At 59.7% G+C, this 25,474-nt stretch carries 25 protein-coding genes; 18 read left to right on the forward strand and 7 right to left on the reverse strand.

Annotated features, from left to right (window positions below):
- Positions 1-95: 95 nt before the first annotated feature.
- The 5 genes from PhaeoP97_RS13445 to coxB form a co-directional block, all read right to left on the reverse strand.
- On the reverse strand, positions 96-911 hold the full coding sequence (locus PhaeoP97_RS13445) for a cytochrome c oxidase subunit 3 (protein ID WP_072505493.1): 816 nt from the start codon (positions 909-911) through the stop codon (positions 96-98).
- 24 nt (positions 912-935) lie between these two features.
- The gene (locus PhaeoP97_RS13450; RefSeq protein ID WP_072505494.1) at positions 936-1,523 is read right to left on the reverse strand and encodes a cytochrome c oxidase assembly protein; all 588 of its coding nucleotides are present in this window, start codon (positions 1,521-1,523) and stop codon (positions 936-938) included.
- Complete coding sequence (locus PhaeoP97_RS13455) at positions 1,523-1,705, reverse strand: cytochrome C oxidase assembly protein (protein WP_072505495.1); 183 nt, start codon at positions 1,703-1,705, stop codon at positions 1,523-1,525. The genes PhaeoP97_RS13450 and PhaeoP97_RS13455 overlap by 1 nt, the downstream gene beginning before the upstream one ends.
- A gap of 1 nt (position 1,706) precedes the next feature.
- A complete protein-coding gene (gene cyoE / locus PhaeoP97_RS13460; RefSeq protein ID WP_072505496.1) occupies positions 1,707-2,648 on the reverse strand; it encodes a heme o synthase in 942 nt (313 codons plus the stop codon).
- Positions 2,649-2,772: 124 nt separating this feature from the next.
- Positions 2,773-3,687: a cytochrome c oxidase subunit II gene (coxB, locus tag PhaeoP97_RS13465; protein ID WP_072505497.1), complete on the reverse strand. Its 915-nt coding sequence runs from the start codon at positions 3,685-3,687 to the stop codon at positions 2,773-2,775.
- A 199-nt stretch (positions 3,688-3,886) separates the two neighbouring features.
- On the opposite strand from coxB, the gene tldD reads away from it, so the two are divergent.
- From tldD to PhaeoP97_RS13490, 5 genes are all read left to right on the forward strand, one after another.
- A complete protein-coding gene (tldD, locus tag PhaeoP97_RS13470) occupies positions 3,887-5,308 on the forward strand; it encodes a metalloprotease TldD (RefSeq protein WP_072505498.1) in 1,422 nt (473 codons plus the stop codon).
- 320 nt (positions 5,309-5,628) lie between these two features.
- On the forward strand, positions 5,629-6,867 hold the full coding sequence (gene dprA / locus PhaeoP97_RS13475; protein ID WP_072505499.1) for a DNA-processing protein DprA: 1,239 nt from the start codon (positions 5,629-5,631) through the stop codon (positions 6,865-6,867).
- 113 nt (positions 6,868-6,980) lie between these two features.
- Positions 6,981-9,668 (forward strand): type I DNA topoisomerase, encoded by a 2,688-nt coding sequence (gene topA, locus PhaeoP97_RS13480; protein ID WP_072505500.1) that lies wholly within the window; start codon positions 6,981-6,983, stop codon positions 9,666-9,668.
- 288 nt (positions 9,669-9,956) lie between these two features.
- Entirely contained in the window at positions 9,957-10,676 is a 720-nt protein-coding gene (locus tag PhaeoP97_RS13485; RefSeq protein WP_072506481.1) for a CoA transferase subunit A, read from the forward strand.
- Positions 10,677-10,688: 12 nt separating this feature from the next.
- Positions 10,689-11,318: a 3-oxoacid CoA-transferase subunit B gene (locus PhaeoP97_RS13490; RefSeq protein ID WP_072505501.1), complete on the forward strand. Its 630-nt coding sequence runs from the start codon at positions 10,689-10,691 to the stop codon at positions 11,316-11,318.
- A 64-nt stretch (positions 11,319-11,382) separates the two neighbouring features.
- Here PhaeoP97_RS13490 and PhaeoP97_RS13495 read toward each other — a convergent pair whose 3' ends face one another.
- Complete coding sequence (locus PhaeoP97_RS13495) at positions 11,383-11,874, reverse strand: hypothetical protein (protein WP_072505502.1); 492 nt, start codon at positions 11,872-11,874, stop codon at positions 11,383-11,385.
- A 138-nt stretch (positions 11,875-12,012) separates the two neighbouring features.
- Entirely contained in the window at positions 12,013-12,942 is a 930-nt protein-coding gene (locus tag PhaeoP97_RS13500) for a lytic transglycosylase domain-containing protein (protein ID WP_072506482.1), read from the reverse strand.
- A 355-nt stretch (positions 12,943-13,297) separates the two neighbouring features.
- On the opposite strand from PhaeoP97_RS13500, the gene PhaeoP97_RS13505 reads away from it, so the two are divergent.
- From PhaeoP97_RS13505 to PhaeoP97_RS13560, 13 genes are all read left to right on the forward strand, one after another.
- Positions 13,298-13,483, forward strand: a complete 186-nt coding sequence (locus PhaeoP97_RS13505; RefSeq protein ID WP_072505503.1) for a hypothetical protein — start codon at positions 13,298-13,300, stop codon at positions 13,481-13,483.
- A 90-nt stretch (positions 13,484-13,573) separates the two neighbouring features.
- The gene (locus PhaeoP97_RS20445; RefSeq protein WP_192849661.1) at positions 13,574-13,750 is read left to right on the forward strand and encodes a hypothetical protein; all 177 of its coding nucleotides are present in this window, start codon (positions 13,574-13,576) and stop codon (positions 13,748-13,750) included.
- A 152-nt stretch (positions 13,751-13,902) separates the two neighbouring features.
- Entirely contained in the window at positions 13,903-14,763 is an 861-nt protein-coding gene (gene cpaB / locus PhaeoP97_RS13510; protein WP_072505504.1) for a Flp pilus assembly protein CpaB, read from the forward strand.
- 227 nt (positions 14,764-14,990) lie between these two features.
- The gene (locus PhaeoP97_RS13515) at positions 14,991-16,397 is read left to right on the forward strand and encodes a type II and III secretion system protein family protein (protein WP_072505505.1); all 1,407 of its coding nucleotides are present in this window, start codon (positions 14,991-14,993) and stop codon (positions 16,395-16,397) included.
- Positions 16,398-16,416: 19 nt separating this feature from the next.
- Positions 16,417-17,043 carry an OmpA family protein gene (locus PhaeoP97_RS13520; protein ID WP_072506483.1) on the forward strand — a complete coding sequence of 209 codons (627 nt, stop codon included), beginning with the start codon at positions 16,417-16,419 and terminating at the stop codon, positions 17,041-17,043.
- Positions 17,044-17,243: 200 nt separating this feature from the next.
- The gene (locus PhaeoP97_RS13525; RefSeq protein WP_072505506.1) at positions 17,244-18,476 is read left to right on the forward strand and encodes a CpaE/TadZ family protein; all 1,233 of its coding nucleotides are present in this window, start codon (positions 17,244-17,246) and stop codon (positions 18,474-18,476) included.
- A 29-nt stretch (positions 18,477-18,505) separates the two neighbouring features.
- Positions 18,506-19,957 carry a TadA family conjugal transfer-associated ATPase gene (locus PhaeoP97_RS13530; protein WP_072505507.1) on the forward strand — a complete coding sequence of 484 codons (1,452 nt, stop codon included), beginning with the start codon at positions 18,506-18,508 and terminating at the stop codon, positions 19,955-19,957.
- Positions 19,957-20,925 carry a type II secretion system F family protein gene (locus PhaeoP97_RS13535; RefSeq protein ID WP_072505508.1) on the forward strand — a complete coding sequence of 323 codons (969 nt, stop codon included), beginning with the start codon at positions 19,957-19,959 and terminating at the stop codon, positions 20,923-20,925. Before PhaeoP97_RS13530 ends, PhaeoP97_RS13535 begins: the two co-directional genes overlap by 1 nt.
- Positions 20,926-20,935: 10 nt before the next feature.
- Positions 20,936-21,916 (forward strand): type II secretion system F family protein, encoded by a 981-nt coding sequence (locus PhaeoP97_RS13540; RefSeq protein WP_072505509.1) that lies wholly within the window; start codon positions 20,936-20,938, stop codon positions 21,914-21,916.
- 3 nt (positions 21,917-21,919) lie between these two features.
- Complete coding sequence (locus PhaeoP97_RS13545) at positions 21,920-22,522, forward strand: tetratricopeptide repeat protein (RefSeq protein WP_072505510.1); 603 nt, start codon at positions 21,920-21,922, stop codon at positions 22,520-22,522.
- Positions 22,523-22,562: 40 nt separating this feature from the next.
- Positions 22,563-23,411 carry a tetratricopeptide repeat protein gene (locus PhaeoP97_RS13550; protein ID WP_027247930.1) on the forward strand — a complete coding sequence of 283 codons (849 nt, stop codon included), beginning with the start codon at positions 22,563-22,565 and terminating at the stop codon, positions 23,409-23,411.
- Between the two features lie 19 nt (positions 23,412-23,430).
- The gene (locus PhaeoP97_RS13555) at positions 23,431-23,937 is read left to right on the forward strand and encodes an A24 family peptidase (protein ID WP_072506484.1); all 507 of its coding nucleotides are present in this window, start codon (positions 23,431-23,433) and stop codon (positions 23,935-23,937) included.
- Positions 23,938-24,120: 183 nt separating this feature from the next.
- Positions 24,121-25,428 carry an ATPase gene (locus PhaeoP97_RS13560; protein WP_072505511.1) on the forward strand — a complete coding sequence of 436 codons (1,308 nt, stop codon included), beginning with the start codon at positions 24,121-24,123 and terminating at the stop codon, positions 25,426-25,428.
- The last annotated feature ends 46 nt before the right edge of the window (positions 25,429-25,474 follow it).

A 25,474-nucleotide genomic window follows, 5' to 3' on the forward strand; every position in this document is an offset into this window, starting at 1 on the left:
AGCGCGCGGAGCATGGCTCCGCGCGCTGCATGTCTTACGGTGTCAGGTCGGGATTCGAAACCACAAACCTGTACCCCTTACAATTCGGCTGCGCCTTAGTGCGCCAGACCTGCGGTGCCCCAGACGTAAACCGCCACAAAGAGGAACAGCCAGACCACGTCAACAAAGTGCCAGTACCAGGCAGCGGCCTCAAAACCGACGTGCTGCTCGGGGGTAAAGTCGCCCTTCATCGCACGTATCAGACAGACCGTCAGGAAGATGGTGCCAAGAACCACGTGGAAACCGTGGAAACCGGTGGCCATGAAGAAGTTCGAATAGAACTCATCGCCGCCAAATTCCCAGCCTTCGTGCAGTAGGTGAATGTATTCATAGGCCTGAAGACCAGTGAAAAAGACACCCAGTACGATACCGATTGCCAGACCCTGAACAAGCGCCTTGCGGTCGTTGTTGTGCACCAGCGCATGGTGCGCCCAGGTCACCGCACAGCCGGACAACAGCAGCACCAGCGTGTTGATCAGCGGCAGGTGGAACGCATCAACCGGATAAATGCTCGGCGCAACGTACTCGGTGCCGATATAGGTCTCCATCGGGTAGATCGCATGTTTGAAGAACGACCAGAACCAGGCGAAGAAGAACATCACCTCGGACATGACGAACAGGATGAACCCATAGCGCAGGCCAATGCGGACAACCGCTGTGTGGTCCCCCTGACGGGCCTCGGCCACAACTTCGGCCCACCAAGCGTAGGCTGCATAGAGAACCATGACGAGGCCGCCCCAGAACGCCCAAGCTGTGATGCCATGCATCCACAGAACCGCGCCAAACAGCATGATAAATGCGCCGACAGAGCTGAGCAGAGGCCAGATCGACGGCGGTAGAATATGATAGTCGTGATTTTTAGCGTGCGCCATTTAAGTGTCCCTCACCAAAGCGGCCTAGTTCGTATTTGTGCCTGCCCCGGCTGTATCACCGGTTTCAAGGGCGGCATACCCTTCTGGCAGATCGATTTCGTAGAATGTGTACGACAGCGTGATCGTATGCACGTACTTTCCGTCCCGATCCTCGACAATTTCCGGATCGACAAAAAAGGTCACAGGCATTTCCACCCGCTCCCCCGGTTGCAACACCTGCTCCTCAAAACAGAAACAGGCAATTTTCTCAAAGAACGCCCCGGCAGAATAGGGCGTCACGTTATAGGACGCCTGACCCGCAACGGGGCGGTCGGTGGGGTTGTAGGCCTCGTAGAAGGCCAGACCCGTCTCGCCGATCTTGATCTCCATCTCGCGCTCCACCGGGGTGAACTCCCACGGCATGTCGCGTTCTTTGGAGGCGTCAAAGCGCACGGTGATGGTTTGATCCAGAACCGTGTCGGATCCCTTGTCGGCAACGCCCGTCACACCACCAAAGCCCGTGACCCGGCAGAACCAGTCGTAGAATGGCACCGAGGCCCAGGCGAGCCCGCCCATCAGGACAACAACACCAACCAGCTGTACGACGGTTTTCTGTGGTCCCTGCAATGCCATCAGTTCTGTTCCTCGGTCTGTTCCACAGCCGCGGCAGTGTTGGGGAATTTGAACCCTGCCGATGTGACCTTGACGATTGTCAGCGCCAGAACCAGCACCACAAAAGACCCCAGCAGAACCCCAACGCCAAGGTTGCGACCCTTCCGTCTCTGGTGCAGCTCATGCTCTTTGCGCAGGCTCATATTACCAGCCTCCCAATCCGTAGGGTTTCAGAACCGCCTCAGCAAGGATCGCGCCAAAATGCAGGAAGAGATACAGCAGCGACAGCTTGAAGAAGCTGCGCTCAGCCTTGAAGTTGTCGGCCTCGCTGTCGTCTTCATCGCGGCGCGAAATCTTCCACGCGCCATGCAAGAACAGCGCGTTCAGCACCAGCGCCACCATCAGATAGATCGGGCCACCGACGCCAGAAAATGCGGTGCCGACGGCCAGCACCGCCAGAAGGCCCGTGTAGACAAGGATATGTTTGCGGGTCGAGCGGCGACCATGGGTCACGGTCAGCATCGGCACGCCCGCATCGTCGTAGTCGGAGCGCATGAACAGCGCCAGTGCCCAGAAATGCGGCGGCGTCCACATGAACGTCAGGGCAAACATCAGCCAGGGTTCAACCGCCATACTGCCGGTTGCGGCGATCCAGCCAATGACCGGCGGAAAGGCCCCCGCAGCACCACCAATGACGATGTTCTGCGGCGTCGCGCGTTTCAGCCACATGGTATAGACAACCACATAGAAGAAAATGGTAAAGGCCAGGAACGCCCCGGCAAACACATTGGTCGCCAGCGCCAGCATGATCACCGACAGGCCTGACAATGCCAGCCCCAGCGACAGCGCCTCACCCGCCTCGACCTTGCCTGCGGGAATCGGACGGCCTTTGGTGCGTTTCATCACCCGGTCAATATCCGCATCCCACCACATGTTCAGTGCGCCAGAAGCGCCACCACCGATGGCAATAAACAAAATAGCGCTAAAACCAATGACCGGATGCACACCAACCGGCGCGGCCAGCAGGCCAACCAGCGCCGTGAACACCACAAGGGACATCACACGCGGTTTGAGCAGGGCAAAGTAGTCCCCGAACTCCGCGTCCCCCTGCTGGACGGTGCTTGCGTTGATGCTTGCGTCAGTCATGGTGCACTCTTTTGATCATCAGCTGTCTTTAGCGAAAGCGGGCCCGCATCACCTGCGCGGCCCGATCCGTTTTCACGTGATAGCTAGGTGGCCCTTGCCCAAAGGCAAGCGCCGGTCGTATCGCTCAGTTGGAGGCGACCTGGTAGGGCTGGGGCAGACCGGCATATTCTTCGATCGCGCCTTCCAGCCAGGCGTCATAGGCCTCTTGGCTGACCACTTTCACAGTGATCGGCATGTAGGCATGGTCCTTGCCGCACAGCTCGGAACACTGACCAAAGTAGATGCCTTCCTTGTCAGCCTTGAACCACAGTTCCGCCAGACGACCAGGAACCGCGTCCTGCTTTACGCCAAAGGCCGGGATGGTCCAGGAGTGGATCACATCCGCACCGGTCACCTGCATCACGACGGTCTTGCCAACGGGCACGACAACTGACGTGGTGGTAGCAAGCAGGAATTCATCCTCATTGAAGCCGGCATCAACCAGCTTTTTGCGCATGGCGTCGTCCAGAACAAAGGGCGTTACATCAGCATCCTCTGCACGCTCATCTTCATCTAGGGAAGCAGGACTACCTATCAAGTAGCTGTCAAATCCAAAGCCGTGATCGACATACTCATAGCCCCAGTACCACTGGTAGCCGGTCACCTTGATGGTGATGTCACCTTCGGGGATTTCCTGCTGACGGAACAGCTCCGGCAGCGAGAAGGAGCCGATGAACACCAGAATGACAATCGGAACCACGGTCCATGCAATTTCAATCGGCGTATTGTGGGTAAAGGAGGCCGCAGTCGGGTTTGCCCGGCGGTTGAACCGCAGGATTGCATAGAGCAGCAGCCCGGCAACGAACACACAGACGACGGTAATGATCACCAAGATCATCCAGTCCAGAGAATGGATACCTTCGGCAAGCTCTGTCGCTGCAGGCTGAAAGCCAAGGCCGCCGTTGGTCGGCTTACCAATGGTTTCCAGACCTTCTTGCGCGATAGCTGGAAGGCTCGAAAGGCCCGAAAAAAGGCCTGAAAGCATCAAAGCGTTCTTCATGTCATGTCCTGATCAGTTGATCGGTAGATCGAGTTGTTCCTGCGCCGACGTCCTATGTCGAAACTTTGATTCCACAAAACGCGCCGGACCCGTTGTCTTTGACGCTGCTAAAAATCATATTCCATCGTGCAGTTAAAGAGGAATGCTCGCGTCAAAGCGTCGCTTTCTTGATTTAGATCAAAAAAACCGAGGTCAAACCATGGATACCGCAGCCTTCCGCCCATTTGAAACCACCCTGCCCGAGGACGAGGCCCTGGCGGTGCTGCGTCAGGCACTGGCCGGGGCAGATGATGGAGAGATCTTTGTCGAGCGGCGCAAATCGGAGGCGCTGGTGTTCGATGACGGGCGGCTGCGCAATGCCAGCTATGATGCCGCCGAAGGATTTGGCCTGCGTGCGGTCAACGGCGAGGTCGCCGGATACGCCCATTCCACTGATGTCTCTATCGCCGGGCTAAAACGCGCTGCTGAAACCGCGCGTTTGGCGGTCGGCGATGGCGGCGGCACCATGGCCCCGCCCCCGATCCGCACCAATACCCGGCTTTATACCGACGACGACCCCATTGGCGCCATGCCCTTTGCCGTCAAGGTTGAAACCCTGCGCGAGATTGACGCCTTTGCCCGTGCGCAGGACTCGCGGGTCGTGCAGGTCTCGGCAATGCTGGCGGCCTCTCTGCAAGAGGTGGAGATCCTGCGCGCCGATGGCACCCGCGTGCGCGATGTGCGCCCGATGACCCGGCTGAATGTGTCGGTGATCGTCGAACGGGACGGCCGCCGCGAGGGCGGATCGGCTGGCGGTGGCGGACGTGTGGGGCTGGACGGTCTGGTGGATCCCGCTGATTGGCAGAACAAGGTCCGCGAAGCGCTGCGCATCGCCTGCGTCAACCTCGAGGCCGTGCCCGCCCCAGCCGGAGAGATGGACGTGGTGCTTGGCCCCGGCTGGCCCGGCATTCTGCTGCACGAGGCCATCGGCCACGGGTTAGAAGGCGATTTCAACCGCAAGGGGTCTTCGGCCTTTGCCGGGCTGATGGGCCAGCAGATCGCCGCCAAAGGCGTCACGGTTCTGGACGATGGCACCATCCCGGATCGGCGCGGCTCTATCACCATTGATGACGAGGGCACGCCCAGCCAGAAAACCACCCTGATCGAGGACGGCAAACTGGTTGGATTTATGCAGGACCGTCAAAATGCCCGGCTGATGGGCGTCGCCAGCACCGGTAATGGCCGCCGCGAAAGCTATGCGCATGCGCCGATGCCGCGGATGACCAATACTTATATGCTGGGCGGTGATGCCAACCCCGATGATTTGGTTGCCTCCATCAAGGATGGCATCTGGGCCGTAGGCTTTGGGGGCGGTCAGGTTGATATCACCAACGGCAAATTTGTGTTCTCCTGCACCGAGGCCTACCGCGTGAAAGACGGCAAGGTCGGCGCGCCGGTCAAAGGTGCCACGCTGATTGGCGATGGGGCCACCGCGCTGAACAAGATCCGCGCGCTTGGCAATGACATGGCACTGGACCCCGGCATGGGCAATTGTGGCAAGCAGGGCCAGTGGGTACCTGTCGGAGTGGGACAGCCCACAGTCCTGATGGGCGGGCTGACGGTTGGTGGTTCCGCAACCTGAAATCCCCTGCCACCGCCACCTGGCCACCTCGCGAAATCCGCTTGCGGGATTCGCACATCAGAATCGCCGCCGTATTGCTGCCTGAACGCTAAAGGCCCGATTCGGCGGCGTTTTTCGCTGGCTTTACGGTTTGACAGCAACCCGCCATCGGCCGCCCCTTTGCGATGATCTTTTCCCGAAAATTTAAAGCGACAATTTTTCGCTTACGGTAGAATAAGTTAGAGTTGAGTTTGTTAAAATATTTCCTTTAATTCTTCATGTTCATTACCTGTTAACCACTCAAGCCGTAATCATAGTCTTGCAACAAGGCGGAGCACAGGATGACCGAAGAAGCAAATTCTTCCACTCACCCCCCACTCCCACCCACCACGGAAGATACACGGATTTCCTGGCTCCGTCTTTTGCGCTCAAGACGTGTTGGCGCGGTGACGTTTCACCGTCTCCTCGCGAAATATGGATCAGCGCAGAACGCGCTATCCGCGTTGCCTGAAATGGCACGCGCCGCTGGCGTAAAAGGGTATGAAATATGCTCTGTCGATGCGGCACTCGCCGAAATCAAGGCCGCAGAAGCCGCAGGTGCGCGGCTTTTGTGCTTTGATGAGGCAGGCTACCCGCCATACTTGACTGATCTGCGTGACGCCCCGCCTATCCTGTGGACCGTGGGCGATCTGGCGCGGCTGACCCAACCCACCATCGCTATTGTGGGGGCCCGCAACGCCTCCTCGCTTGGGGTGCGGATGGCGCGTGCGCTCGCCCGTGATCTGGGCGAGGCAGGTTATACCGTGATCTCGGGCCTTGCGCGCGGCATAGATACTGCCGCCCATATGGCTGCGGTGCCCACCGGCACCTGTGCGGTCATGGCCGGAGGCGTCGATGTGATCTATCCGGCGGAAAACACGCGCCTGGCTGGCGAGATTGCCGAAAAGGGTGTGATGATTTCGGAACACCCGCCGGGACTGTCGCCACAGGCGCGCCACTTCCCCGCCCGAAACCGCATCATTGCAGGCATTGCACAGGCCGTTGTGGTGGTCGAAGGTGCCGCGAAATCAGGCTCGCTGATCACTGCGCGCGATGCGCTGGACCTGGGCCGTGATGTGATGGCGGTGCCTGGCCATCCCTTTGATGCCCGCGCCGCAGGCTGCAACATGCTGATCCGCGATGGTGCCCAGCTGGTGCGCAGCGCCCAGGATGTGATCGACGCGCTGCCCCCCATGGATCTGTCGGATCGCATCGTAGAGGACAAACAAGCCGCCTTGATGACAGCGCCTGCTCAGACGCTTGCCGATTTGCCGCCGCCACCGCCCGAACGGCGCAGCCTGCGCGACACCGCCGCGCTGCACCAGCGCATCCTCGACCGGCTTGGCCCCTCGCCCACCGCCGAAGATCAATTGATCCGAGATCTTGCGGTCACATCGCGCGATTTGTCGCCTGTACTGACCGATCTGGAGATGTCCGGCGCGGTGGCCCGCGAACCGGGCGGCCTGCTGATCCGCGGGGAATTCGCGCCCGCCTCGCCCCTATCGTCAACCATTGGGCCCGCGCCCAAAACCCTGCGCTGATTGACGCAACAGCGCGCAGTCAATCGAAGCTGGATTGACAATCTCCCCTTGCACCCCACATGTTGCCCCGCCATAGAGCGCCCGCAATCCGCCCCATAGAGGTTTACGAATTTATGCCCGTTGTTGTTGTAGAATCCCCAGCTAAAGCCAAGACAATCAACAAATATCTCGGCTCTGACTACACGGTTCTGGCATCCTATGGCCACGTCCGGGATTTGCCGCCCAAAGACGGTTCTGTCGACACCGAAGACGATTTTGCAATGACTTGGGAAATCGGCGCGGACAGCCGCAAACACGTTAAGGCCATCGCCGACGCGCTCAAAGACGACAACGCATTGATCCTCGCAACTGACCCTGATCGCGAAGGCGAGGCGATCAGTTGGCACCTGCAAGAGGCGCTGACCAAGCGCCGTTCGATCAAGAAGGACACCGCCGTCAGCCGCGTGACCTTCAACGCGATTACCAAGGAAGCCGTGGCCGAGGCGATGAAGAACCCTCGCCAGGTGGACATGCCGCTGGTCGAGGCCTATCTGGCCCGTCGCGCGCTGGACTACCTTGTCGGGTTCAACCTGTCGCCGGTGTTGTGGCGCAAGCTGCCCGGCGCCCGCTCTGCCGGGCGGGTGCAATCGGTTTGCCTGCGCCTGATCGTTGAGCGGGAACTGGAAATCGAAGCCTTCAATCCGCAGGAATACTGGTCCGTAAAGGCCAGCCTCGCGACGCCGCGCGGGCAGGAATTCGAAGCCCGTCTGACAGTATTGGGCGGCGATAAGCTGGACAAGTACAGCCTTGCCAACTCCACCGCAGCCGAACTGGCCGTTCAGGCGGTCGCCAGCCGCGATATGGTGGTGCAATCGGTTGAGGCAAAACCCGCCTCCCGCAACCCCTCCGCGCCGTTTATGACATCGACCCTGCAACAGGAAGCCAGCCGTAAATTCGGTATGGGTGCCAAGCAGTGTATGAACGCCGCACAGCGTCTCTATGAGGCCGGCTACATCACCTATATGCGAACCGACGGCATCGACATGGCGCCAGAGGCCGTCCAGGAAGCCCGCGCCGAAATCGCAAACCGCTATGGTAGCGAATACGTGCCGGGATCGCCGCGCATCTACAAGAACAAGGCCAAGAACGCACAAGAGGCGCATGAATGTATCCGCCCCACCGAAATGGGACGCGACGCCAAAAGCCTGAAAGTCTCAGAAGATGATCAGCGCAAACTTTATGACCTGATCTGGAAACGCACCCTTGCCTGTCAGATGGAGGGTGCACGGCTGGAGCGCACCACGGTTGATATCGGATCAAATGACGGTCAGGTGGTGCTGCGCGCCACCGGTCAGGTGATGTTGTTCGACGGCTTCCTGCGGGTCTATGAAGAGGGCCGCGACGATGTTGTTGATGAAGACGACAAACGCCTGCCGCAGATCATGCAGGGTGAGGCGCTGAAATTTGCAGCGTCGCTCACCGCTCAGGCGGACAAGGCCGATGCCGGTGCCGCTATCCTGTCAGATGACAAGGCGGTTCTGGGCCTGCAACACCACACCCAGCCGCCACCCCGCTTTACCGAGGCGACATTGGTCAAACGCATGGAAGAGCTGGGCATTGGCCGCCCTTCGACCTACGCCTCTGTGATCACCACGATTCAGGATCGCGAATATGTCCGCAAGGACAAGAACCGCCTGTTCCCCGAGGACAAAGGCCGCATCGTCACCATCTTCCTGCTGAATTTCTTCCGCACCTATGTCGGTTATGAATTCACCGCCAATCTGGAAGGCGAGCTGGATGACGTCAGCGCCGGCCAGCGCGACTACAAGGATATCCTGAGCAAGTTCTGGCGCGACTTCTCTGCCGCAATCTCTGAAACCTCCGATCTGCGCATCACCGAAGTGCTGGATGTGCTGGATGACGCCTTGGCACCGCAGCTCTACCCGCCACGCGAAGATGGGTCCGATCCGCGCATCTGCCCCAAATGCGGTGCAGGCCAGCTGCACCTCAAGACATCGCGCACAGGCGGGTTTGTCGGCTGCGGCAACTACCCCGAATGCAACTACACCCGCCCCATCGCGGGCGAAGGTGCCGAAGGTTATGAAAAGGTTCTGGGCGAAGACGAGGGTGACGAAATTCACCTGAAATCCGGTCGTTTCGGTCCCTATGTGCAACGCGGCGAAGCCACGCCAGAGAACAAGAAACCGCCACGCTCCTCGCTGCCCAAGCAGGGTCGGGATTTCCTGCCGGGCTGGGGTCCGAACGAGATTGGCCTGGAACAGGCCGTGACTCTGCTCACCCTTCCGCGTGAGGTTGGCGCCCATTCCGAAGGCGGTGTGGTCCTGGCCAATCTGGGCCGCTTTGGCCCCTATATTGCGCATCAAAAACCCGACGAGGAAAAGCCGGTTTACGTGAACCTCAAGGAAACGCTCGACGTCTTTGAGATTGGCATGAACCGTGCGGTGGAAATGCTGGCCGAGAAACGCGCCAACCCCGGTCGCGGACGCCGCGCCGCGGCCAAAGCGCTGAAAGAGCTGGGCGATCACCCCGAAAGCGGCGGCGCCATCAGCATCATGGACGGGCGTTACGGGCCTTATGTCAAATGGGAGAAGGTGAACGCCACCCTGCCCAAGGACGTTGAGCCGAAGGATGTCACGGTCGAGATGGCCGTACAGCTGATTACCGAAAAGGCTGGTAAATCCGGTGCCAAAAAGAAGGCTCCGGCAAAGAAGGCAGCCGCGAAGAAGGCTCCGGCCAAGAAAACCGCCGCGAAAAAACCCGCTGCCAAAAAGAAGGCAGAGACCAGCAGCGACGACGGCTGACCGCTTGCTGCCTTGAATCTGTCGCGACGGCATTGGTCTGACACCAGTGACCGTCGCGCCCGGCCTCCTGAACCCGCCCCTGAACGAAACACTCCCGCCCGGTCATCCCCGTCTTGCGACGGGTCTCGACCCGTTGGGCATGGCGCCGCTGACGCGGCGTGCTGTGTCGCCCTATCCGGCGCCCTGCGCCCCCGTCCGTAGAAATACCTGTCTTTCTCCGTATCGTTGACTCTGCCCCCGGCGGACGTCAGAACTTTGCCAACCTGCTGATGATCATGGGAGATGGATATGAAAAAGGTTTATGCCAACGCTGCCGAGGCGCTGGACGGTCTGCTGCACGATGGCATGTTCATCGCCGCAGGCGGGTTCGGGCTCTGCGGTATTCCGGAACTGCTGCTTGACGCGATCAAGGACGCAGGCACCAAGGATTTGACCTTTGCCTCCAACAATGCGGGCGTCGATGATTTTGGCATCGGCATTCTGCTGCAAACCAAGCAGGTGAAGAAAATGATCTCCTCTTATGTAGGGGAGAACGCCGAATTCATGCGCCAATATCTCTCCGGCGAGTTGGAGCTGGAATTCAACCCGCAAGGCACATTGGCCGAGCGTATGCGCGCCGGCGGTGCGGGCATTCCCGGCTTTTTCACCAAAACCGGCGTGGGCACCGTGATTGCCGAGGGCAAGATGGAGAAGCAATTCCCCACCGGTCCTGATGGCGCCATGCAGGACTACATCATGGAAGAGGGCATCTTTGCTGACCTCGCCATCGTGAAGGCCTGGAAAGCGGATGAAACCGGCAATCTGGTGTTCCGTAAAACCGCCCGCAACTTTAACGCGCCCGCCGCAACCTGCGGCAAGATCTGCGTTGCCGAGGTTGAGGAAATCGTCCCCGTCGGCAGCCTCGACCCGGATACGATCCACCTGCCCGGCATCTATGTGCATCGCATCATTCAAGGCGATCACGAGAAACGCATCGAACAGCGCACCACGCGCCCCGCAGCACAGTAAGGAGACCGCGACATGGCATGGGACCGCAATCAAATGGCCGCCCGCGCGGCGCAGGAGCTGCAGGACGGCTGGTATGTGAATCTTGGCATCGGCATTCCGACGCTGGTCAGCAACCACATCCCCGAAGGCGTCAATGTAACGCTGCAATCAGAGAACGGCATGCTGGGCATGGGGCCCTTCCCGATTGAGGGCGAAGAGGATGCCGACCTAATCAACGCCGGCAAGCAGACCATCACCGAACTGCCCCAGACCGCGTATTTCGACAGCGCGCAGTCCTTCGCGATGATCCGCGGCGGCAAGATCGCCATGGCGATCCTCGGCGCGATGGAAGTGGCCGAAAACGGCGATCTGGCGAACTGGATGATCCCCGGCAAGCTGGTCAAAGGCATGGGCGGCGCGATGGATCTGGTCGCAGGCGTCGGCCGTGTGGTTGTGGTCATGGACCACACCAACAAACACGGCGACAGCAAGGTGCTGACAGACTGCACCCTGCCGCTGACCGGCAAGGGCGTCGTAGACCGCATCATCACCAACCTTGGCGTGCTGGATGTGGTCGAAGGCGGTCTGAAGATCGTCGAGACCGCCGAGGGCGTCAGCGAGGATGAGCTGCGCGCCGCAACACAAGCGACCATCATCAACTGATTGCCGTAAGACACCGCGCAATTGAAACGGCCCGCCAGACAATCTGACGGGCCGTTTTTTCATTCTACACGCCGGCAAGCTGATCTTGTGGCGGCAAATTTGGTCGCCCCCGTGGCCGCAATGAAGACCACAACGGCAATTCCGCCGGGTTCAGGATCTCATACATATAGACGCGTTTGTCGTACCAGTTGACGCTCATCTCGCGGCTCTCTTCGAACACCAGCACACAATAGCTGTCACTGGCCAGATCGCAGCTGTCGCGTCCCAGCACGGTCACAACAACCGGATCAACGAGATGGCGCTTGAACAGCACCTGCGCCTTCACCGTCTTGCCCGACAGATGCAGCGCACCGGCAAACAGCGCCACCGCCAACAGAATATGGCCATAGCCGGAAAAATTGCTGAGCGGATTGGCATTTGCCAGCCCCGGACCAAAGGCCACAAAGATCAGCCGCCCGAAAAAACCAACGAATGCGATGGTGCCGAACATGACAATATTGTCAGTCACCGCATGTGACCCCGCAGCCAATGCCGTCGGATCAATCCCTAAATCCAATGCCTGTCTCCATAATTTACTTCAGGTAGAATACCCCCGTCGTAAATCAGCCAAATCGGGCGAAAAAATGATCCCGGCAGTCAGGTCACGACAATTTTCCGAAAGACTGCGAGAGTTTCAGATCCCCTAGATCTGCGTCTACTTCATCTGGCGAAAGACACAGCCATCGGTGATCAGTTCCGGTGGTGTCATACACAGACCGCGCGCCACCTGAAACGCCGCCAGCACCTTGGGCACGTAATCGCGCGTCTCAGCAAAGGGCGGCACGCCCGCGTGGCTGCGCACGGACCCCTCGCCTGCATTATACCCTGCCAGCACCAGAATCGGATCGTGGTTGAACTCTCCCATCAGCCAGTTGAGGTATTTCACGCCCCCCGCGATGTTCTCGCCACTGTCCAGGGCGTCACTGACTCCGAACCGCGCCGCTGTGTCCGGCATCAGCTGCATCAATCCTTGCGCGCCCGCGCCGCTGATGGCCTCGGCCTTGCCAGCCGATTCCACCGCGATCACCGCCAATACCAATGCGGGCGAGACGTCAGTCCCCACACTGGCGGTCAGGATCTGCACACCGCGCGCGCTGGCAATATCCTGCAACAGCTGCAAACGCGGCGCCGCCACCGGGGTGTCCCCATCCAGCGCCCGCAGCGCTTGGGCAAGCCGTCCCGGACCGCTGTCCGCCAGTTTGTCAGAGATGTCTTGCCAGAACCCGGTATAGCGACCCGTCTGTGTCGCTGTTGCCGGGGCCTCTTCCCCTGACACAGGCGCAGTAGGCGCTACCGCGGTTGGTTCGATTTGAATAGTGATGCGCTGCTTGGCACCTGGTTTAGGTGGCCGTATCCGCTTTGCCTCAAATTTGGGGAAGGGCGCCGGAGCCGCCTTGCTTGTTTCCTGCGCGCCGCTCTTTCCTGCACCGCCACCCCAGACAGCGATTGAGACGGCCAGTATTATCGCCACCCCACTGCGCAACCACTGCCTCGCAGCAGCGCATCCGCCGACTCGGAGTTTTATCCGCTGTCCCACCAATGCACGGCAGGCCAAACGGCCAGAAATGGATCGCCAAAGACTCATCGGGCTGCTCTGCCTCTGTTTTTCGCCGCCGAGGCTCGCTGAAGCGGCGGCAAAAATCCAGTTTTGCTGCCTAGATTCTGGCAGATTTGCCATATTTACCAAGATCTGCCGCCCCAAAGCCACGGATATTGATAAGAAGTGAAATTAATAACTCTTTCAATTCAGCACCTTACCCAAATCATTGGCGAAAAGTTAAAGTAGGGCAAATGAGTCCGTGTTTCAGCCCAAATCCTGCCACGCTCCGCTGGCTATATAGCTTCACACCAAGTCGAACAGAGCCGAGCAGGAGAGAGCAGGCTCACAAAGGTACGGCAAGGTCGAAACACACTTTTTAGATCCTTTGGAGGGACGAACCATGATCAAATTCATCAAAAACTTCCGTAAAGACGACTCTGGCGCCGTGACCGTTGACTGGGTTGTTCTGACCGCTGCTGTGGCCGCTCTGGCAGGTGTTGTTTACACCTCGATCGAAACCGGCGCGTCGAACCTGACATCCGCGACCGGCTCCTACATGGGCACCAAAGGTCCGTCCGACTCCTAAGTCGCTTTTGACCTGAAGAGTTTGAGGGCCGCGCCTTTTGCCTAAGGCGCGGCCCTTTGCCCAAGGAACCTTCGGTTAGCGAGGTCCACTATGAACACGTTCAAGCATTTTATTGCCAGAGACGACGGCGCAGTCACCGTTGACTGGGTGGTTCTGACCGCTGCGATCGTCGGCTTGGTTGTTCTCATCGCCGCCTCGATGGAGGATGGCGCATTGGGACTGGCCGACATGCTGGCAGCCTATATGACCAATTGGTCATTCAGCTGATCAGGACGCCGCACCGCGACGTCTTGGCCGCCTGCCCTATGGGCGGTGATGGCAGCAACGGGTCAGAATGCCCGGTTCAGGCAACGGTTTGATCGACCCAGGCACCGGTGTTGCATCCGCAACGCCGGCTGCAACTGATGAGAGGTATCATTATGCGTGCAGTATTCGGACTTGTCCTCATTGTCGGAGTCGCCCTCGCCGGGGGGGCTGTGATGATGGCCAAGAACTATATCACCGCTTACCAAAACGAACTCGCCCGTGAGCGCGCCTCGCGGGGAGAGAATATTCCGCTGGTCGATGTCTTTATCGCCAACGATCAGCTGAAGTATGGCGAACGTCTGACCCGAGACAGCGTGCGGTCCGTGCGCTGGCCTGAAAACGCCATTCCCGAAGGCGCGTTTCTGACCATGGATGCGCTGTTTCCGCCGCAATACCCCGATGATCTTCGCGTGGTGCTGCGCCGTATGGAAAAAGACGAGGCAATCCTCGCCGTCAAAGTTACAAAACCCGGTGAAGACGCAGGCATCACTTCGCGTCTGGCCAAAGGCATGCGTGCCTTTGCAATCCGGGTTGATGTGTCCTCTGGCGTGTCCGGCTTTCTGCGTCCCGGTGACCATGTGGATGTCTACTGGACCGGTTCGGTGCAGGACCAAAGCGGGGGTCGCAACGGCGAATTCACCCGTCTGATCCAAACCAATATCGAATTGATTGCCGTCGACCAAAGCGCCGGTGGAAATCTTGACGGCGCGGTCATCGCCCGGACGGTCACCGCCGCAGTGCGCCCCGAACAGGTCGCAGCCCTTGCGCAGGCCCAGACCACTGGCCGGTTGTCCCTTGCTCTGGTGGGCGCGGGCGATGACACAGTTGCCTCGGTGATTGAGGTCGATCAGCGGAGCCTTTTGGGCCTTGGCGCCATTGAGGCCCCGCAACAGATCGAACAAGAAAAAGTCTGCACCATCCGCACCCGTCGTGGTGCCGAGGTGGTCGAAATTCCGATCCCCTGCACAAACTGACCCGTCGCATGGGTTTCCTGCAAAGTTTTCAGATGGATGACATATCAAACACCGCCCGTCCGTGGGCGGTGTTTTTGCGTGATTGTTGCCAACACCCCACAGGTGAACCGGTGTAGCTGCACCCCGGAAGCCTTTGATTCTTGCAAAAATTCGCCGATGCGCGCAGAGTGGCGCAAAGAATGGGCAAAAAGACCCAGTATTGAGGCGTGATCGGAAAGGCAGGTCACATGGCTTTTAGACGGTATGTTGCGGCGGCCCTGACGGGGCTTTCGCTGGTGTGTTTCCCGGTTGCAGATGCGGCCTGGGCGAATGGCTTGCGCGTGGTCAAAAAGGGCACCGCCGCCAATCTTGAGGTGCCGATGAACCGGGCGGTGGTGGTCGAAAGCGACGTGCCCTTCTCTGAACTCAGCATCGCAAACCCCAGCATCGCCGATATCTCCTCGCTTTCGGATCGCACCATCTACGTATTGGGCAAATCGCCGGGTCTGACGACGCTGACCCTGCTGGATGCCTCTGGCCGTTTGATCACCAATGTCGATGTCCGCGTCGCCGCTGATGTCAGCGAGTTCAAGGAACGCCTGCGGCAGATCCTGCCCGGCGAAAAGATTGAAGTGCGTACCGCCAATGACGGCATCGTGCTGTCCGGTGTTGTGTCCAGCTCCTCTCGTCTGCAACGTGCATTGGACCTGGCCGAACGCTACGCCCCCGAACGGGTCAGCAACCTGATGTCTGTGGGCGGTGTGCAACAGGTCATGCTCAAGGTGCGCTTTGCAGAAATGCAACGCACCGTCTCGAAATCGCTCAGCGCCTCGCTGGGGGTGAAGGGTGGCAACAGTGTCGGCGTCAATGGCGGCACCAGCACCCTCAACACCCAGGGCGCGCTGACAAACAGCCTGTCCGGCAATATCCCTGCTGGCAACGACAACACCGGCGCCTTTGTCTTTGGGTTCAACGCCGGGGCCTTTCAGGTGAACCTCCTGCTGGAGGCGTTGGAACAGAAGGGCGTCGTCCGCACGCTGGCCGAACCCAATCTCTCTGCCCTGTCCGGCCAAGAGGCCAAATTCCTCGCCGGGGGCGAATATCCCATCCCCGTCGCACAGGAAGACGGCATCATTACAATTGAGTTCAAACCTTTCGGGATCGAACTGAACTTTGTGCCACGGGTGGTGGATGCCGATGTTATCAATCTCGAAATGAAGGCTGCGGTTTCGGCCATTGACCCCACCAATTCGATTGAACTGAATGGCCTCAGCATCGCTGCTTTCTCGCGGCGCGAGACCTCTACCACCGTGGAGCTACGAGATGGTGAGAGCTTTGCAATCGCTGGTCTGATCCGCGATGAATTCCGCGACAGCTCCTCGCAGCTGCCCTGGATCGGCGATGTGCCGGTGCTGGGCTCGCTGTTCCGCAGCGCCAACTACCAGCGCGCGCAGACCGAACTGGTGATCATCGTCAGCGCCCATCTGGTGACGCCGACACGCGGCGAGGCGCTAAGCCTGCCCACCGACCGTATCCGTCCCCCAAGCGAGAGCGAATTGTTCCTGATGGGCCGGGTTGCCAAGGGCCAAAAAGGCCCCGCCAGCGAAGTTGCCAAGCAGGACTTCAACGGCTCTTACGGCTATGTGATGGATTGAGCAGAGGGATATGGGGCAGATGATCAAATACGCAGCACTGATTGGCCTGTCCCTGACAGCGGCCGCCTGTGAATATGAAGCCGGCGAACCGCTGGATCGCTCGGTCTTTGGCAATGCCACCAATTCCAACGCAGCTGTAATGGCGGGCGAACGGGATTTCGCGATCCAGCTGGCGACCCGTTTTGCCGAGGAAGTGCCGACCACCATCACCTTTGCCTTTGACAGCGCCCAGCTGGATGGCAACGCCCGTGCCGTGCTGGATCAGCAGGCTCATTGGATCCGGCAGTTCCCCGAGGTGCGATTCCGTGTCTTTGGCCATACCGACGCCGTCGGCTCTGCCAGTTACAACAAATCACTTGGCCTCCGCCGCGCCCGCGCGGCAGTAAACTATCTTGTGTCGCGCGGCATCAGCCGCAGCCGCCTGCAGGCTGTCGTCTCCTTCGGCGAGACTCAGCCCCTGATTCCGACGTCTGACCGCGAACGCCGCAACCGACGCACCGTGACCGAGGTCAGCGGCTTCCTAAAGCGTCATCCCACTGTTTTGGATGGAAAATACGCACAGGTCATCTACCGAGAATACATCGAAAGCGCCGTACCGCGGACCTCGCTGACCAGCGAACGCTCAATCAAAACAACGCTCGAATAAGCGTGGCTAAACAGGGATAACTACAGTTAACCCTGTTTAGCCCTCATTAAGAATACCCCACAAATGGGCGGCCTTGGCCCCAATCTCGCCCAGATCTTCCCCGACATTGTTCTCAAGAGGTAATGTGTGTCCAAATGCCGGATGCATGTACTTGCGTGACCGGCCACATGGCGACACGCCCCGAGAGAAGGATAACGGTGATGAGCAGCGGAATGCCGCAGACAGAAGTGAATGCGATTGTTGCCTGTACGATCAGTCGGGATGTGCAGAACTTCGACCTTCTGATCGAAGACATGGAAGCCGTGATGGGGGAATCCTGGGGCGACCTTGGCTTTAACGAAGCGCTCGCCTTCTTCAACCAAAGCGAAGCCGAGGCGCTGGAGTTTGTCGCCCTCGCCCTGGACAGCGGCGACGAGGACAACCTGCCGCTGATGGGCACCATCATCACCGAGGCAAAATCCCGCAATATTAAGGTGATCTTGATCGCCGAGGACGTGACCCCGGCAGCCCTACACAACTTGCTGCGTCAGGGTGCAGACGAATTCATCCCCTATCCGCTGCCCGAGGGTGAGCTGCAAGCCGCCATCGAACGGCTGCGCCTGGCCGAGGCAGAGCGCACTGCCGAACCCCAGCACGCCCTCAAGACCGGCAGCCAGCGCGATGGCGCGGTCATTGTCTGTCATGGTCTTGCCGGTGGCAGCGGCTCGACCACGCTGGCCGTAAATCTCGCCTGGGAACTGGCACAGCTCTCCACCAGCGAGACACCCCGTGTCTGTCTCCTCGATTTCGATCTGCAATATGGATCGGTTGCGACCTATCTTGACCTGCCCCGCCGCGAGGTGGTGATGGAAATGCTGAGCGAGACGGAAAATCTCGACGAAGACATCTTTGGTCAGGCGTTGGTCACCTATGAGGACAAGCTACAAGTGCTGACCGCCCCCGTGGATATGATTCCGCTGGAGTTCATCACACCCGAAGACATCGAACGGGTGGTGACGCTGGCGCGCAGCCATTTTGATTTTGTGGTCATCGACATGCCCCACACACTGGTGCAATGGTCCGAGACCGTTCTGAATATGGCGCATGTATACTTCTCCATGGTGGAGCTGGACATGCGGTCGGCGCAGAATGCGCTGCGCCTGAAACGGGCGCTGCAATCCGAGGACCTGCCGTTTGAAAAACTGCGGTTTGCGCTGAACCGGGCCCCGAAATTTACGGACCTAAGCGGCAAGAGCCGCGTGAAACGCATGGCGGAATCCTTGGGCATTTCCATAGACCTGCAACTGCCCGATGGCGGCAAACAGGTTGCGCAGGCCTGCGATCATGGCACCCCCTTGGCCAATTCGACCGCCAAGAACCCGCTGCGCAAGGAAATTCTGAAACTGGCCCAATCGTTGCATGACCTTGGTCAAAGCGACGCGGCTGCGGCCTGAACCCAGATTTAACCAGGGGCGTTCTTTCCATGTTCTCCAAGTACAAAAAACAATCCGCCACGCCGCGCGCTGTCGCGCAATCGACCCCCGTGGCCGGCCCGAAAAAAGCCCCTGCCCCAGCGGCGTCTCCGGCGGCATCCATGCGCAAACCGACAAGTGGCAAGGCCGCAGAGGCCGCGCCCGGAGACAAGGAACGCAAGCGCAAGGAGCGGATGGGCGAGATCAAGATCCAGCTGCACCGAGAGCTGCTGGACAATCTGAATCTCGCGGCATTGGAACGCGCCAGCGAGGCCGAGCTGCGTGCCGAGATTTCCTCTATCGCCACCGAAATTCTTGAGGAGAAAGGCATCGTTCTCAACCGTGAGGACCGCCAGACCCTGACCAAGGAACTCTATGACGAGGTCACCGGCCTGGGCCCACTGGAAACCCTGCTTCAGGACGACACCGTCAACGATATTCTGGTGAACGGTCCGCATCAGGTCTTTGTTGAGCGCGACGGCAAGCTGCAAATGTCGGACGTCACCTTCAAGGATGAAAAGCACCTGATGCGGATCATCGACAAGATCGTCTCCGCCGTGGGCCGCCGCGTCGATGAAAGCAACCCTTACGTGGACGCCCGTCTCGCCGACGGCTCGCGCTTTAACGCGATGGTGCCGCCGGTGGCCGTGGATGGCTCGCTGGTCTCGATCCGTAAATTCAAGAAGGACAAGCTGGGCATTGACGATCTGGTCAACTTCGGCGCCTTCACCGAAGAGATGGCCGCCTATCTTCAGGCCGCTGTCTCCACCCGCCTGAACGTCATCGTCTCCGGTGGTACCGGCTCTGGTAAAACCACCACCCTCAACGCGCTGTCATCCTTCATCGACAATGCCGAACGCATCCTCACCATCGAGGATACAGCGGAACTTCAGCTGCAACAGACCCATGTGGGCCGGATGGAAAGCCGCCCGCCCAACGTCGAGGGTCGCGGTGAGGTTTCCCCCCGCGACTGTCTGAAAAACGCCCTGCGGATGCGCCCGGACCGGATCATCGTGGGCGAGACCCGCGGCGAGGAGGTCATCGACATGTTGCAGGCGATGAACACCGGCCACGACGGGTCCATGACCACGATCCACGCCAACTCTGCCCGCGACGGTATCTCGCGTCTGGAAAACATGATCGCCATGGCCGGCATCGAAATGCCGATCAAGGCGGTGCGCAGCCAGATCGCCAGCGCGGTCAACATCATCGTGCAGGCCTCGCGTCTGCAGGACGGCTCCCGCCGCATGACCTCCATCACCGAAATCACCGGTATGGAAGGCGATGTGATCTCCATGCAGGAAATCTTCCGCTTCCAGCGCGTCGGCCTCACGCCGGAGAACAAGATCATCGGCCATTTCACCGCCACCGGCGTGCGCAGCCACTACTCCGAGCGGTTCCGCCTCTGGGGGTATGATCTGCCGTCCGCGATCTATGAACCCACCGTGATGGAGGCGCGCTGATGCAACTGAGTGCAGAACCAATCATCTATGGTCTGATCTTCATCGGCGTCTTGGTGCTGGTCGAAGGTCTCTATCTGGTGACATTTGGCAAATCCATCAGCCTCAACAGCCGCGTCAACCGCCGCCTGGAGATGATGGACAAAGGCGGCAATCGCGAACAGGTGCTGGAACAGCTGCGCAAGGAAATGCGCCAGCACATGAGCACCAAGTCGATCCCGCTCTATTCTCTTCTGGCCGAACGCGCGCAGAAGGCCGCCATCGCCTTCTCACCGCGCCAGCTGATCCTGATCATGGGCGGCGTCGCCGCCATCGCCTTCGTTGGCCTCAGCGTTGGCACCAGCGCCGAACTGCCGCTGCGCCTGCTGGCCTCGGTGATCATCGGCGTCGGTGCCGTGTTCTTTTGGGTCAACAAAAAAGCCGCCAAACGCATGGCCATGATCGAAGAACAGCTGCCCGATGCGGTCGAACTGATGGTGCGCTCCCTGCGCGTCGGCCATCCGTTTTCCTCCGCCGTGCAGATCGTCGCCAATGAGGTCGAGGATCCGCTGGCCACCGAATTTGGCGTCATCGCCGACGAAAGCGCTTATGGCCGCGATGTGGGCGAGGCGCTGAAAGAAATGGCCGAACGGCTGGACATGCAGGACATGCGCTTCCTCGCCGTCGCGGTGACCATCCAGCAGCAATCGGGCGGTAACCTCGCCGAGGTGCTGGCCGGTCTGGCCAAGGTGATCCGCGCCCGCTTCCGCCTGTTCCGCCGTGTAAAGGCCATCACCGCCGAGGCGCAGTGGTCCGGCAAGTTCCTTTCCGGCTTTCCGCTGTTCTGTCTGGGCGGCATTCTGGCCAAGGATCCCGGCTATTATGACAGCGTGATAGACCATCCCTGGTTCATCCCCGCCTGCTTTGTTGTCGGCGCCATGCTGACCGTCAATCTCTTTGTCATGCGCATGCTGACAAACATCAAGGTGTGAGGCAAAACCCATGACATCCCTAAGCGATATCAATGACCTGCTAGTGACACACCTCGGCCCCTTCGGCCCGCTTCTGGTGGTTGGGCTGATCGGCCTCTTCATGATCCTGCTGGCGATCCCGCTGCTGCTGAACCAGCCTGAGGATCCGCTGAAAAAGCTGCAAAAAAGCATGTCGGCCAGCACCCAGACCAAACCCAAAAAGGAACGCCTGCGGCAGGCCGATCGCAACGAACAGCTGCAAAAATTCGCCTCCTTTCTGGAACCACAGGACGCCGCCGAACTCTCCAAGATGGAGCTGAAACTGCGTCAGGCCGGCTACCAGTCCAAGGATTCGGTGCGCTTCTTCCACTTTGCCCAGTTCGCGCTGGGGCTGATCGGTCTCGCCTTGGGCCTGTTCTATGTCTACGTGCTGAATGCGGACATGGAGTATGACAGCCAGCAGATGGTGATCCGCATCATCGGCCCCGGTGCCGCCGCCTATATGCTGCCGAAATACTGGATCACCCGCCGCATCGAAGAGCGCAAACAAGAGATCACCTCCGGTTTCCCCGATGCGCTCGACATGATGCTGGTCTGTGTTGAGGCAGGCCAGTCGCTGGATCAGGCCATCGTGCGCGTCGCCAAGGAACTCCATGCCTCCTACCCTGCTCTGGCGGAGGAATTCGACGTTGTCGCCCAGGAGATGAAAGCCGGTAAGGACAAAGACAAGGTCATGCGCGACATGGGCACCCGTTGCGGCGTGCAGGATGTGTCATCCTTTGTCACCGTGATGATCCAATCGGCCACCTTCGGCACCTCGATTGCTGAGGCACTGCGGGTCTATGCTGGCGAAATGCGGGACAAACGGGTGATGCGCGCCGAAGAGGCCGCAAACAAGTTGCCAACCAAAATGACCCTTGCCACAATGACCCTTACGGTGCCGCCGCTGCTGATCATTCTGGTCGGACCTTCGGCGCAGGGCATCGCCAATCTGGGCAATATGAGCAAATAACACATGATGACATTGGGTTGGGGCCTCCCCTCCCGTCTCTGTCGACTGATCACCGCCACCCTCGCGCTTGCGTTGGTGGCGGCTTGCATGTCGTCGGGCGGCAAACCGGATCCGAAGGATCCTCTGGGCGGTCCGGCCTTGCCCGGTGTCGATCCCCGTGGAACCGCCGAAAGCGGCCTCATTGTCGGCCACCGGCTGATGGCCGCGGCGGAATATGAGCTGGCGCTGGATGCCTTCACCCGTGCCGCACTAGAGGACGGGCTGAGCGCCGAGGTGCTCTCTGGGCTGGGCACCGCCAATCTGGGACTGGGGCGTCTGGGGCAGGCCGAAACCCATCTGCGCCGCGCGGTGGAGCGTGACCCCGACTGGCCAGCCGCGATGAACAACCTCGGCGTGGTGCTGATGGAACGGCAGAAATACCCCGAGGCTGAGCAGATCCTGCGCCGCGCCTTCGCGCTTGATAATGGCGAAAGTGACGCAATCCGCGAAAATTTCCGCCTTGCCCTCGCAAAACTTGACCAGAGCACGCATAGTGATCCGCAACAAAAAGGCTACGCATTGGTGCAACGCGGCGGGGGCAGTTACCTGATTCGCACGTCCCGGTGACGCAAGGCCTAGAGGCAGAGCAGCACAGAGGACGCAAAAAATGCGCCAGCAGATTTTCGTATCCGCATGTCTGGTCGGTGGGCTTGTCCTGTCGGCCTGCGCCAAGGACGACACCGAAGCCGTGGACCGCGCCTTTCAGGAGGTGAACGTGGTCGACGAGAGTAATCTCAACGATGTGATGCTGACGGTTGCCGACCCGAATGAGGCCGTCACCTATTTCCAGCGCACCGTAAAATCCGCCCCCGAGCGGATCGACCTCAACCGCGGACTGGCGCTCTCGCTGATCCGCGCCAAGCGCAACACCGAGGCGGTCACCGCCTGGAAAAAGGTCGTCTCCCTCCCCGAGGCCACCGATGCTGACCGCGTCGAACTGGCCGATGCGCTGATCCGCACCAGCAATTGGGACGAGGCCAAGGCTACGCTCGACAAGGTGCCGCCCACCCACGAGACCTTCAAACGCTATCGGCTGGAGGCGATGGTGGCCGATTCCGAGCAGAATTGGAAACGCTCCGACAGCTTTTACCAGACCGCTGTTGGCCTCACCACGCAGCCCGCCCGCGTGATGAACAACTGGGGTTACTCCAAACTGACCCGTGGCGATTATGCCGAGGCCGAGCGCCTGTTCGGCGACGCCATCCGTCAGGATCAATCACTGTTCACCGCCAAGAACAATCTGGTGCTGGCCCGTGGCGCACAGCGCAACTACACCCTGCCGGTGATCCCGATGGACCAAAGCGAACGCGCCCAGCTGTTGCACACGCTGGCGCTATCAGCTGTGAAACAGGGCGACGTCCAGACCGGCGAAAGCCTGCTGCGTCAGGCGATCTCTACCCATCCGCAGCATTTCGATGCCGCCGCCCGCGCGCTTGCTGCGCTGGAAAACGGCTAACCACCGGAGCCTGCTGTCCATGTTGATCTCGGCCCATGTCGCCCTGTGGTTTCTGCCCTTCGTTGTGCCCCTCTGCTGTGTGGTCGCGCTCAATGACCTGCGCCATATGCGAATCCCCAACTGGACGATGGATCTTCTCGGTGCGATCTTTGTGATTGTCGGCCCCTTCCTGATGAGCTGGACGGACTATGGCTGGCAGTTGCTGCATCTGCCCATCGGCATCGGCCTTGGTTTCCTGTGCTACAGCGCGGGCATGGTCGGGGCGGGGGACGCCAAATTTGCCGGTGCCGCAGCCCCCTTTGTGGTCTTTGGCGATCTTTCCGTGGTGGTGATCATCTTCTCCGCCATGCTGCTGGCTGGGTTCCTGACGCATCGTATTGCCAAATACACCCCCCTGCGCCGTCTCGCCCCCCATTGGAAGAGCTGGGATGTTGGCAGCAAATTCCCGATGGGCCTCTGCCTTGGCGGCACCTTGGTATTCTATCTGGTCCTGGGCAGCCAGCTGGGCCAGACCGCCCCCGTCTGAGACGTCTCAGACCAGATCGGATCTGCCTGACAATTTTCTAAAATGCGTGACATGTGATCTGCCGCTTCGCGGAAATGCACCAGCTTTGCCCCGCTTGTGCCACAGTGCTGAATAAACTCTTGCCTGGAACACCCGCGCGCCATCCGGCGTGCCCTTGTGCAACCGAGACAGGCAGGCCGCAGCATGAATATGGAAACCTCCGCCGTAATGGCGCCCCCCTCTCCGCGCGGGCTGGAGCAAATGCAGCTCCCCATGGTGATGATGCGGGATATCCTGCTGAAAACGATCTTTCGCAAGACCTGCGAAAACGTCAGCGAAATCGCCGCCGCAATCTGCCTGCCGATCCCGGTGACACAGGAACTGGTGGATATTGCCCGCGAACAGAAACTGCTGGAGGCCACCGGTACACTGAACGCCAACAGCGGCAACGAAATGGGCTATCAGCTGACCGAAGCAGGCAAGGCCCGCGCGCTGGATGCTCTCAGCCAGTCGGAGTACTACGGCGCCATGCCGGTGCCGCTGGACATCTACCGCGAGCAGGTCAAACGCCAGTCGATCCGCAATATTCTGGTCACCCGTCAGCAGCTTTTGGGCGCGATGGGGCATCTGGTGCTGCCCGACAGCCTGCTGGACCACCTTGGCCCCGCCGTCAGCGCCGGTCGCTCCATCCTGATGTATGGCCCACCCGGCAACGGTAAATCCTCCATCTCCAACGGCATCCGCGACGCGCTGGGGGACCATGTCTATGTGCCCCGCGCCATCGAATATGCAGGTCAGGTGATCACGGTCTATGATCCCATCGTGCACACCGCCGTGCCCTTGCCAGAGGACGACCCCAACAGCCTGCGCCGTGCGCGCCGCTTTGACAGCCGCTATGTGATGTGTGAACGCCCCACTGTCGTGACCGGGGGTGAGCTGTCCCTGTCGATGCTGGATCTGGTCTACAACCCCACTGCGCGCACCTATCAGGCACCGCTACAGCTGAAATCCACCGGCGGCATCTTCATCGTCGATGACCTTGGCCGGCAGGCGGAATCACCGCAGGCGCTGGTCAACCGCTGGATCGTGCCGCTGGAAGAGGGCCGCGATATCCTCTCCCTGCAATCGGGCGAGAAATTCGAGGTGCCGTTTGACACGCTGGTGATTTTCTCCACCAACTTCCACCCCAATGAAATCTTCGATCAGGCCGCTCTGCGTCGGATCTTCTTCAAGATCAAAATCGACGGCCCGGATCAGGAAAACTTCCTCAAAATCTTTGCAATGGTAGCGCAGAAGAAAGGCATCCCCCTCGATGAGGCCGCGCTGGTCCACCTCTTGAAACGCAAATACCCGACCATCGACAATATCTACGCCAATTATCAACCGGTCTTCCTGATCGACCAGATGAAGGCGATCTGCGATTTCGAAGGCATCCCCTACCAGATGTCTCCGGACCTCATCGACCGCGCCTGGGCCAATATGTTCGTGAAGGACGAACACATCGTCAAATGAGCCACCCCAAAGTTTTTTAAAACTTTGGCCAGAACTTTTAGAAAAC

Origin of the sequence: Phaeobacter porticola, from assembly GCF_001888185.1 — a bacterium.
Classification (GTDB): Bacteria; Pseudomonadota; Alphaproteobacteria; order Rhodobacterales; family Rhodobacteraceae; genus Phaeobacter; species Phaeobacter porticola.

Excerpts from the sequence above, each read along its gene's own strand:
- PhaeoP97_RS13445 (WP_072505493.1), bottom strand. The coding sequence starts at position 911 with ATGGCGCACGCTAAAAATCACGACTATCATATTCTACCGCCGTCGATC.
- PhaeoP97_RS13450 (WP_072505494.1), bottom strand. The coding sequence starts at position 1,523 with ATGGCATTGCAGGGACCACAGAAAACCGTCGTACAGCTGGTTGGTGTT.
- PhaeoP97_RS13455 (WP_072505495.1), bottom strand. The coding sequence starts at position 1,705 with ATGAGCCTGCGCAAAGAGCATGAGCTGCACCAGAGACGGAAGGGTCGC.
- cyoE (WP_072505496.1), bottom strand. The coding sequence starts at position 2,648 with ATGACTGACGCAAGCATCAACGCAAGCACCGTCCAGCAGGGGGACGCG.
- coxB (WP_072505497.1), bottom strand. The coding sequence starts at position 3,687 with ATGAAGAACGCTTTGATGCTTTCAGGCCTTTTTTCGGGCCTTTCGAGC.
- tldD (WP_072505498.1), top strand. The coding sequence starts at position 3,887 with ATGGATACCGCAGCCTTCCGCCCATTTGAAACCACCCTGCCCGAGGAC.
- dprA (WP_072505499.1), top strand. The coding sequence starts at position 5,629 with ATGACCGAAGAAGCAAATTCTTCCACTCACCCCCCACTCCCACCCACC.
- topA (WP_072505500.1), top strand. The coding sequence starts at position 6,981 with ATGCCCGTTGTTGTTGTAGAATCCCCAGCTAAAGCCAAGACAATCAAC.
- PhaeoP97_RS13485 (WP_072506481.1), top strand. The coding sequence starts at position 9,957 with ATGAAAAAGGTTTATGCCAACGCTGCCGAGGCGCTGGACGGTCTGCTG.
- PhaeoP97_RS13490 (WP_072505501.1), top strand. The coding sequence starts at position 10,689 with ATGGCATGGGACCGCAATCAAATGGCCGCCCGCGCGGCGCAGGAGCTG.
- PhaeoP97_RS13500 (WP_072506482.1), bottom strand. The coding sequence starts at position 12,942 with ATGAGTCTTTGGCGATCCATTTCTGGCCGTTTGGCCTGCCGTGCATTG.
- PhaeoP97_RS13505 (WP_072505503.1), top strand. The coding sequence starts at position 13,298 with ATGATCAAATTCATCAAAAACTTCCGTAAAGACGACTCTGGCGCCGTG.
- PhaeoP97_RS20445 (WP_192849661.1), top strand. The coding sequence starts at position 13,574 with ATGAACACGTTCAAGCATTTTATTGCCAGAGACGACGGCGCAGTCACC.
- cpaB (WP_072505504.1), top strand. The coding sequence starts at position 13,903 with ATGCGTGCAGTATTCGGACTTGTCCTCATTGTCGGAGTCGCCCTCGCC.
- PhaeoP97_RS13515 (WP_072505505.1), top strand. The coding sequence starts at position 14,991 with ATGGCTTTTAGACGGTATGTTGCGGCGGCCCTGACGGGGCTTTCGCTG.
- PhaeoP97_RS13520 (WP_072506483.1), top strand. The coding sequence starts at position 16,417 with ATGATCAAATACGCAGCACTGATTGGCCTGTCCCTGACAGCGGCCGCC.
- PhaeoP97_RS13525 (WP_072505506.1), top strand. The coding sequence starts at position 17,244 with ATGAGCAGCGGAATGCCGCAGACAGAAGTGAATGCGATTGTTGCCTGT.
- PhaeoP97_RS13530 (WP_072505507.1), top strand. The coding sequence starts at position 18,506 with ATGTTCTCCAAGTACAAAAAACAATCCGCCACGCCGCGCGCTGTCGCG.
- PhaeoP97_RS13535 (WP_072505508.1), top strand. The coding sequence starts at position 19,957 with ATGCAACTGAGTGCAGAACCAATCATCTATGGTCTGATCTTCATCGGC.
- PhaeoP97_RS13540 (WP_072505509.1), top strand. The coding sequence starts at position 20,936 with ATGACATCCCTAAGCGATATCAATGACCTGCTAGTGACACACCTCGGC.
- PhaeoP97_RS13545 (WP_072505510.1), top strand. The coding sequence starts at position 21,920 with ATGATGACATTGGGTTGGGGCCTCCCCTCCCGTCTCTGTCGACTGATC.
- PhaeoP97_RS13550 (WP_027247930.1), top strand. The coding sequence starts at position 22,563 with ATGCGCCAGCAGATTTTCGTATCCGCATGTCTGGTCGGTGGGCTTGTC.
- PhaeoP97_RS13555 (WP_072506484.1), top strand. The coding sequence starts at position 23,431 with ATGTTGATCTCGGCCCATGTCGCCCTGTGGTTTCTGCCCTTCGTTGTG.
- PhaeoP97_RS13560 (WP_072505511.1), top strand. The coding sequence starts at position 24,121 with ATGAATATGGAAACCTCCGCCGTAATGGCGCCCCCCTCTCCGCGCGGG.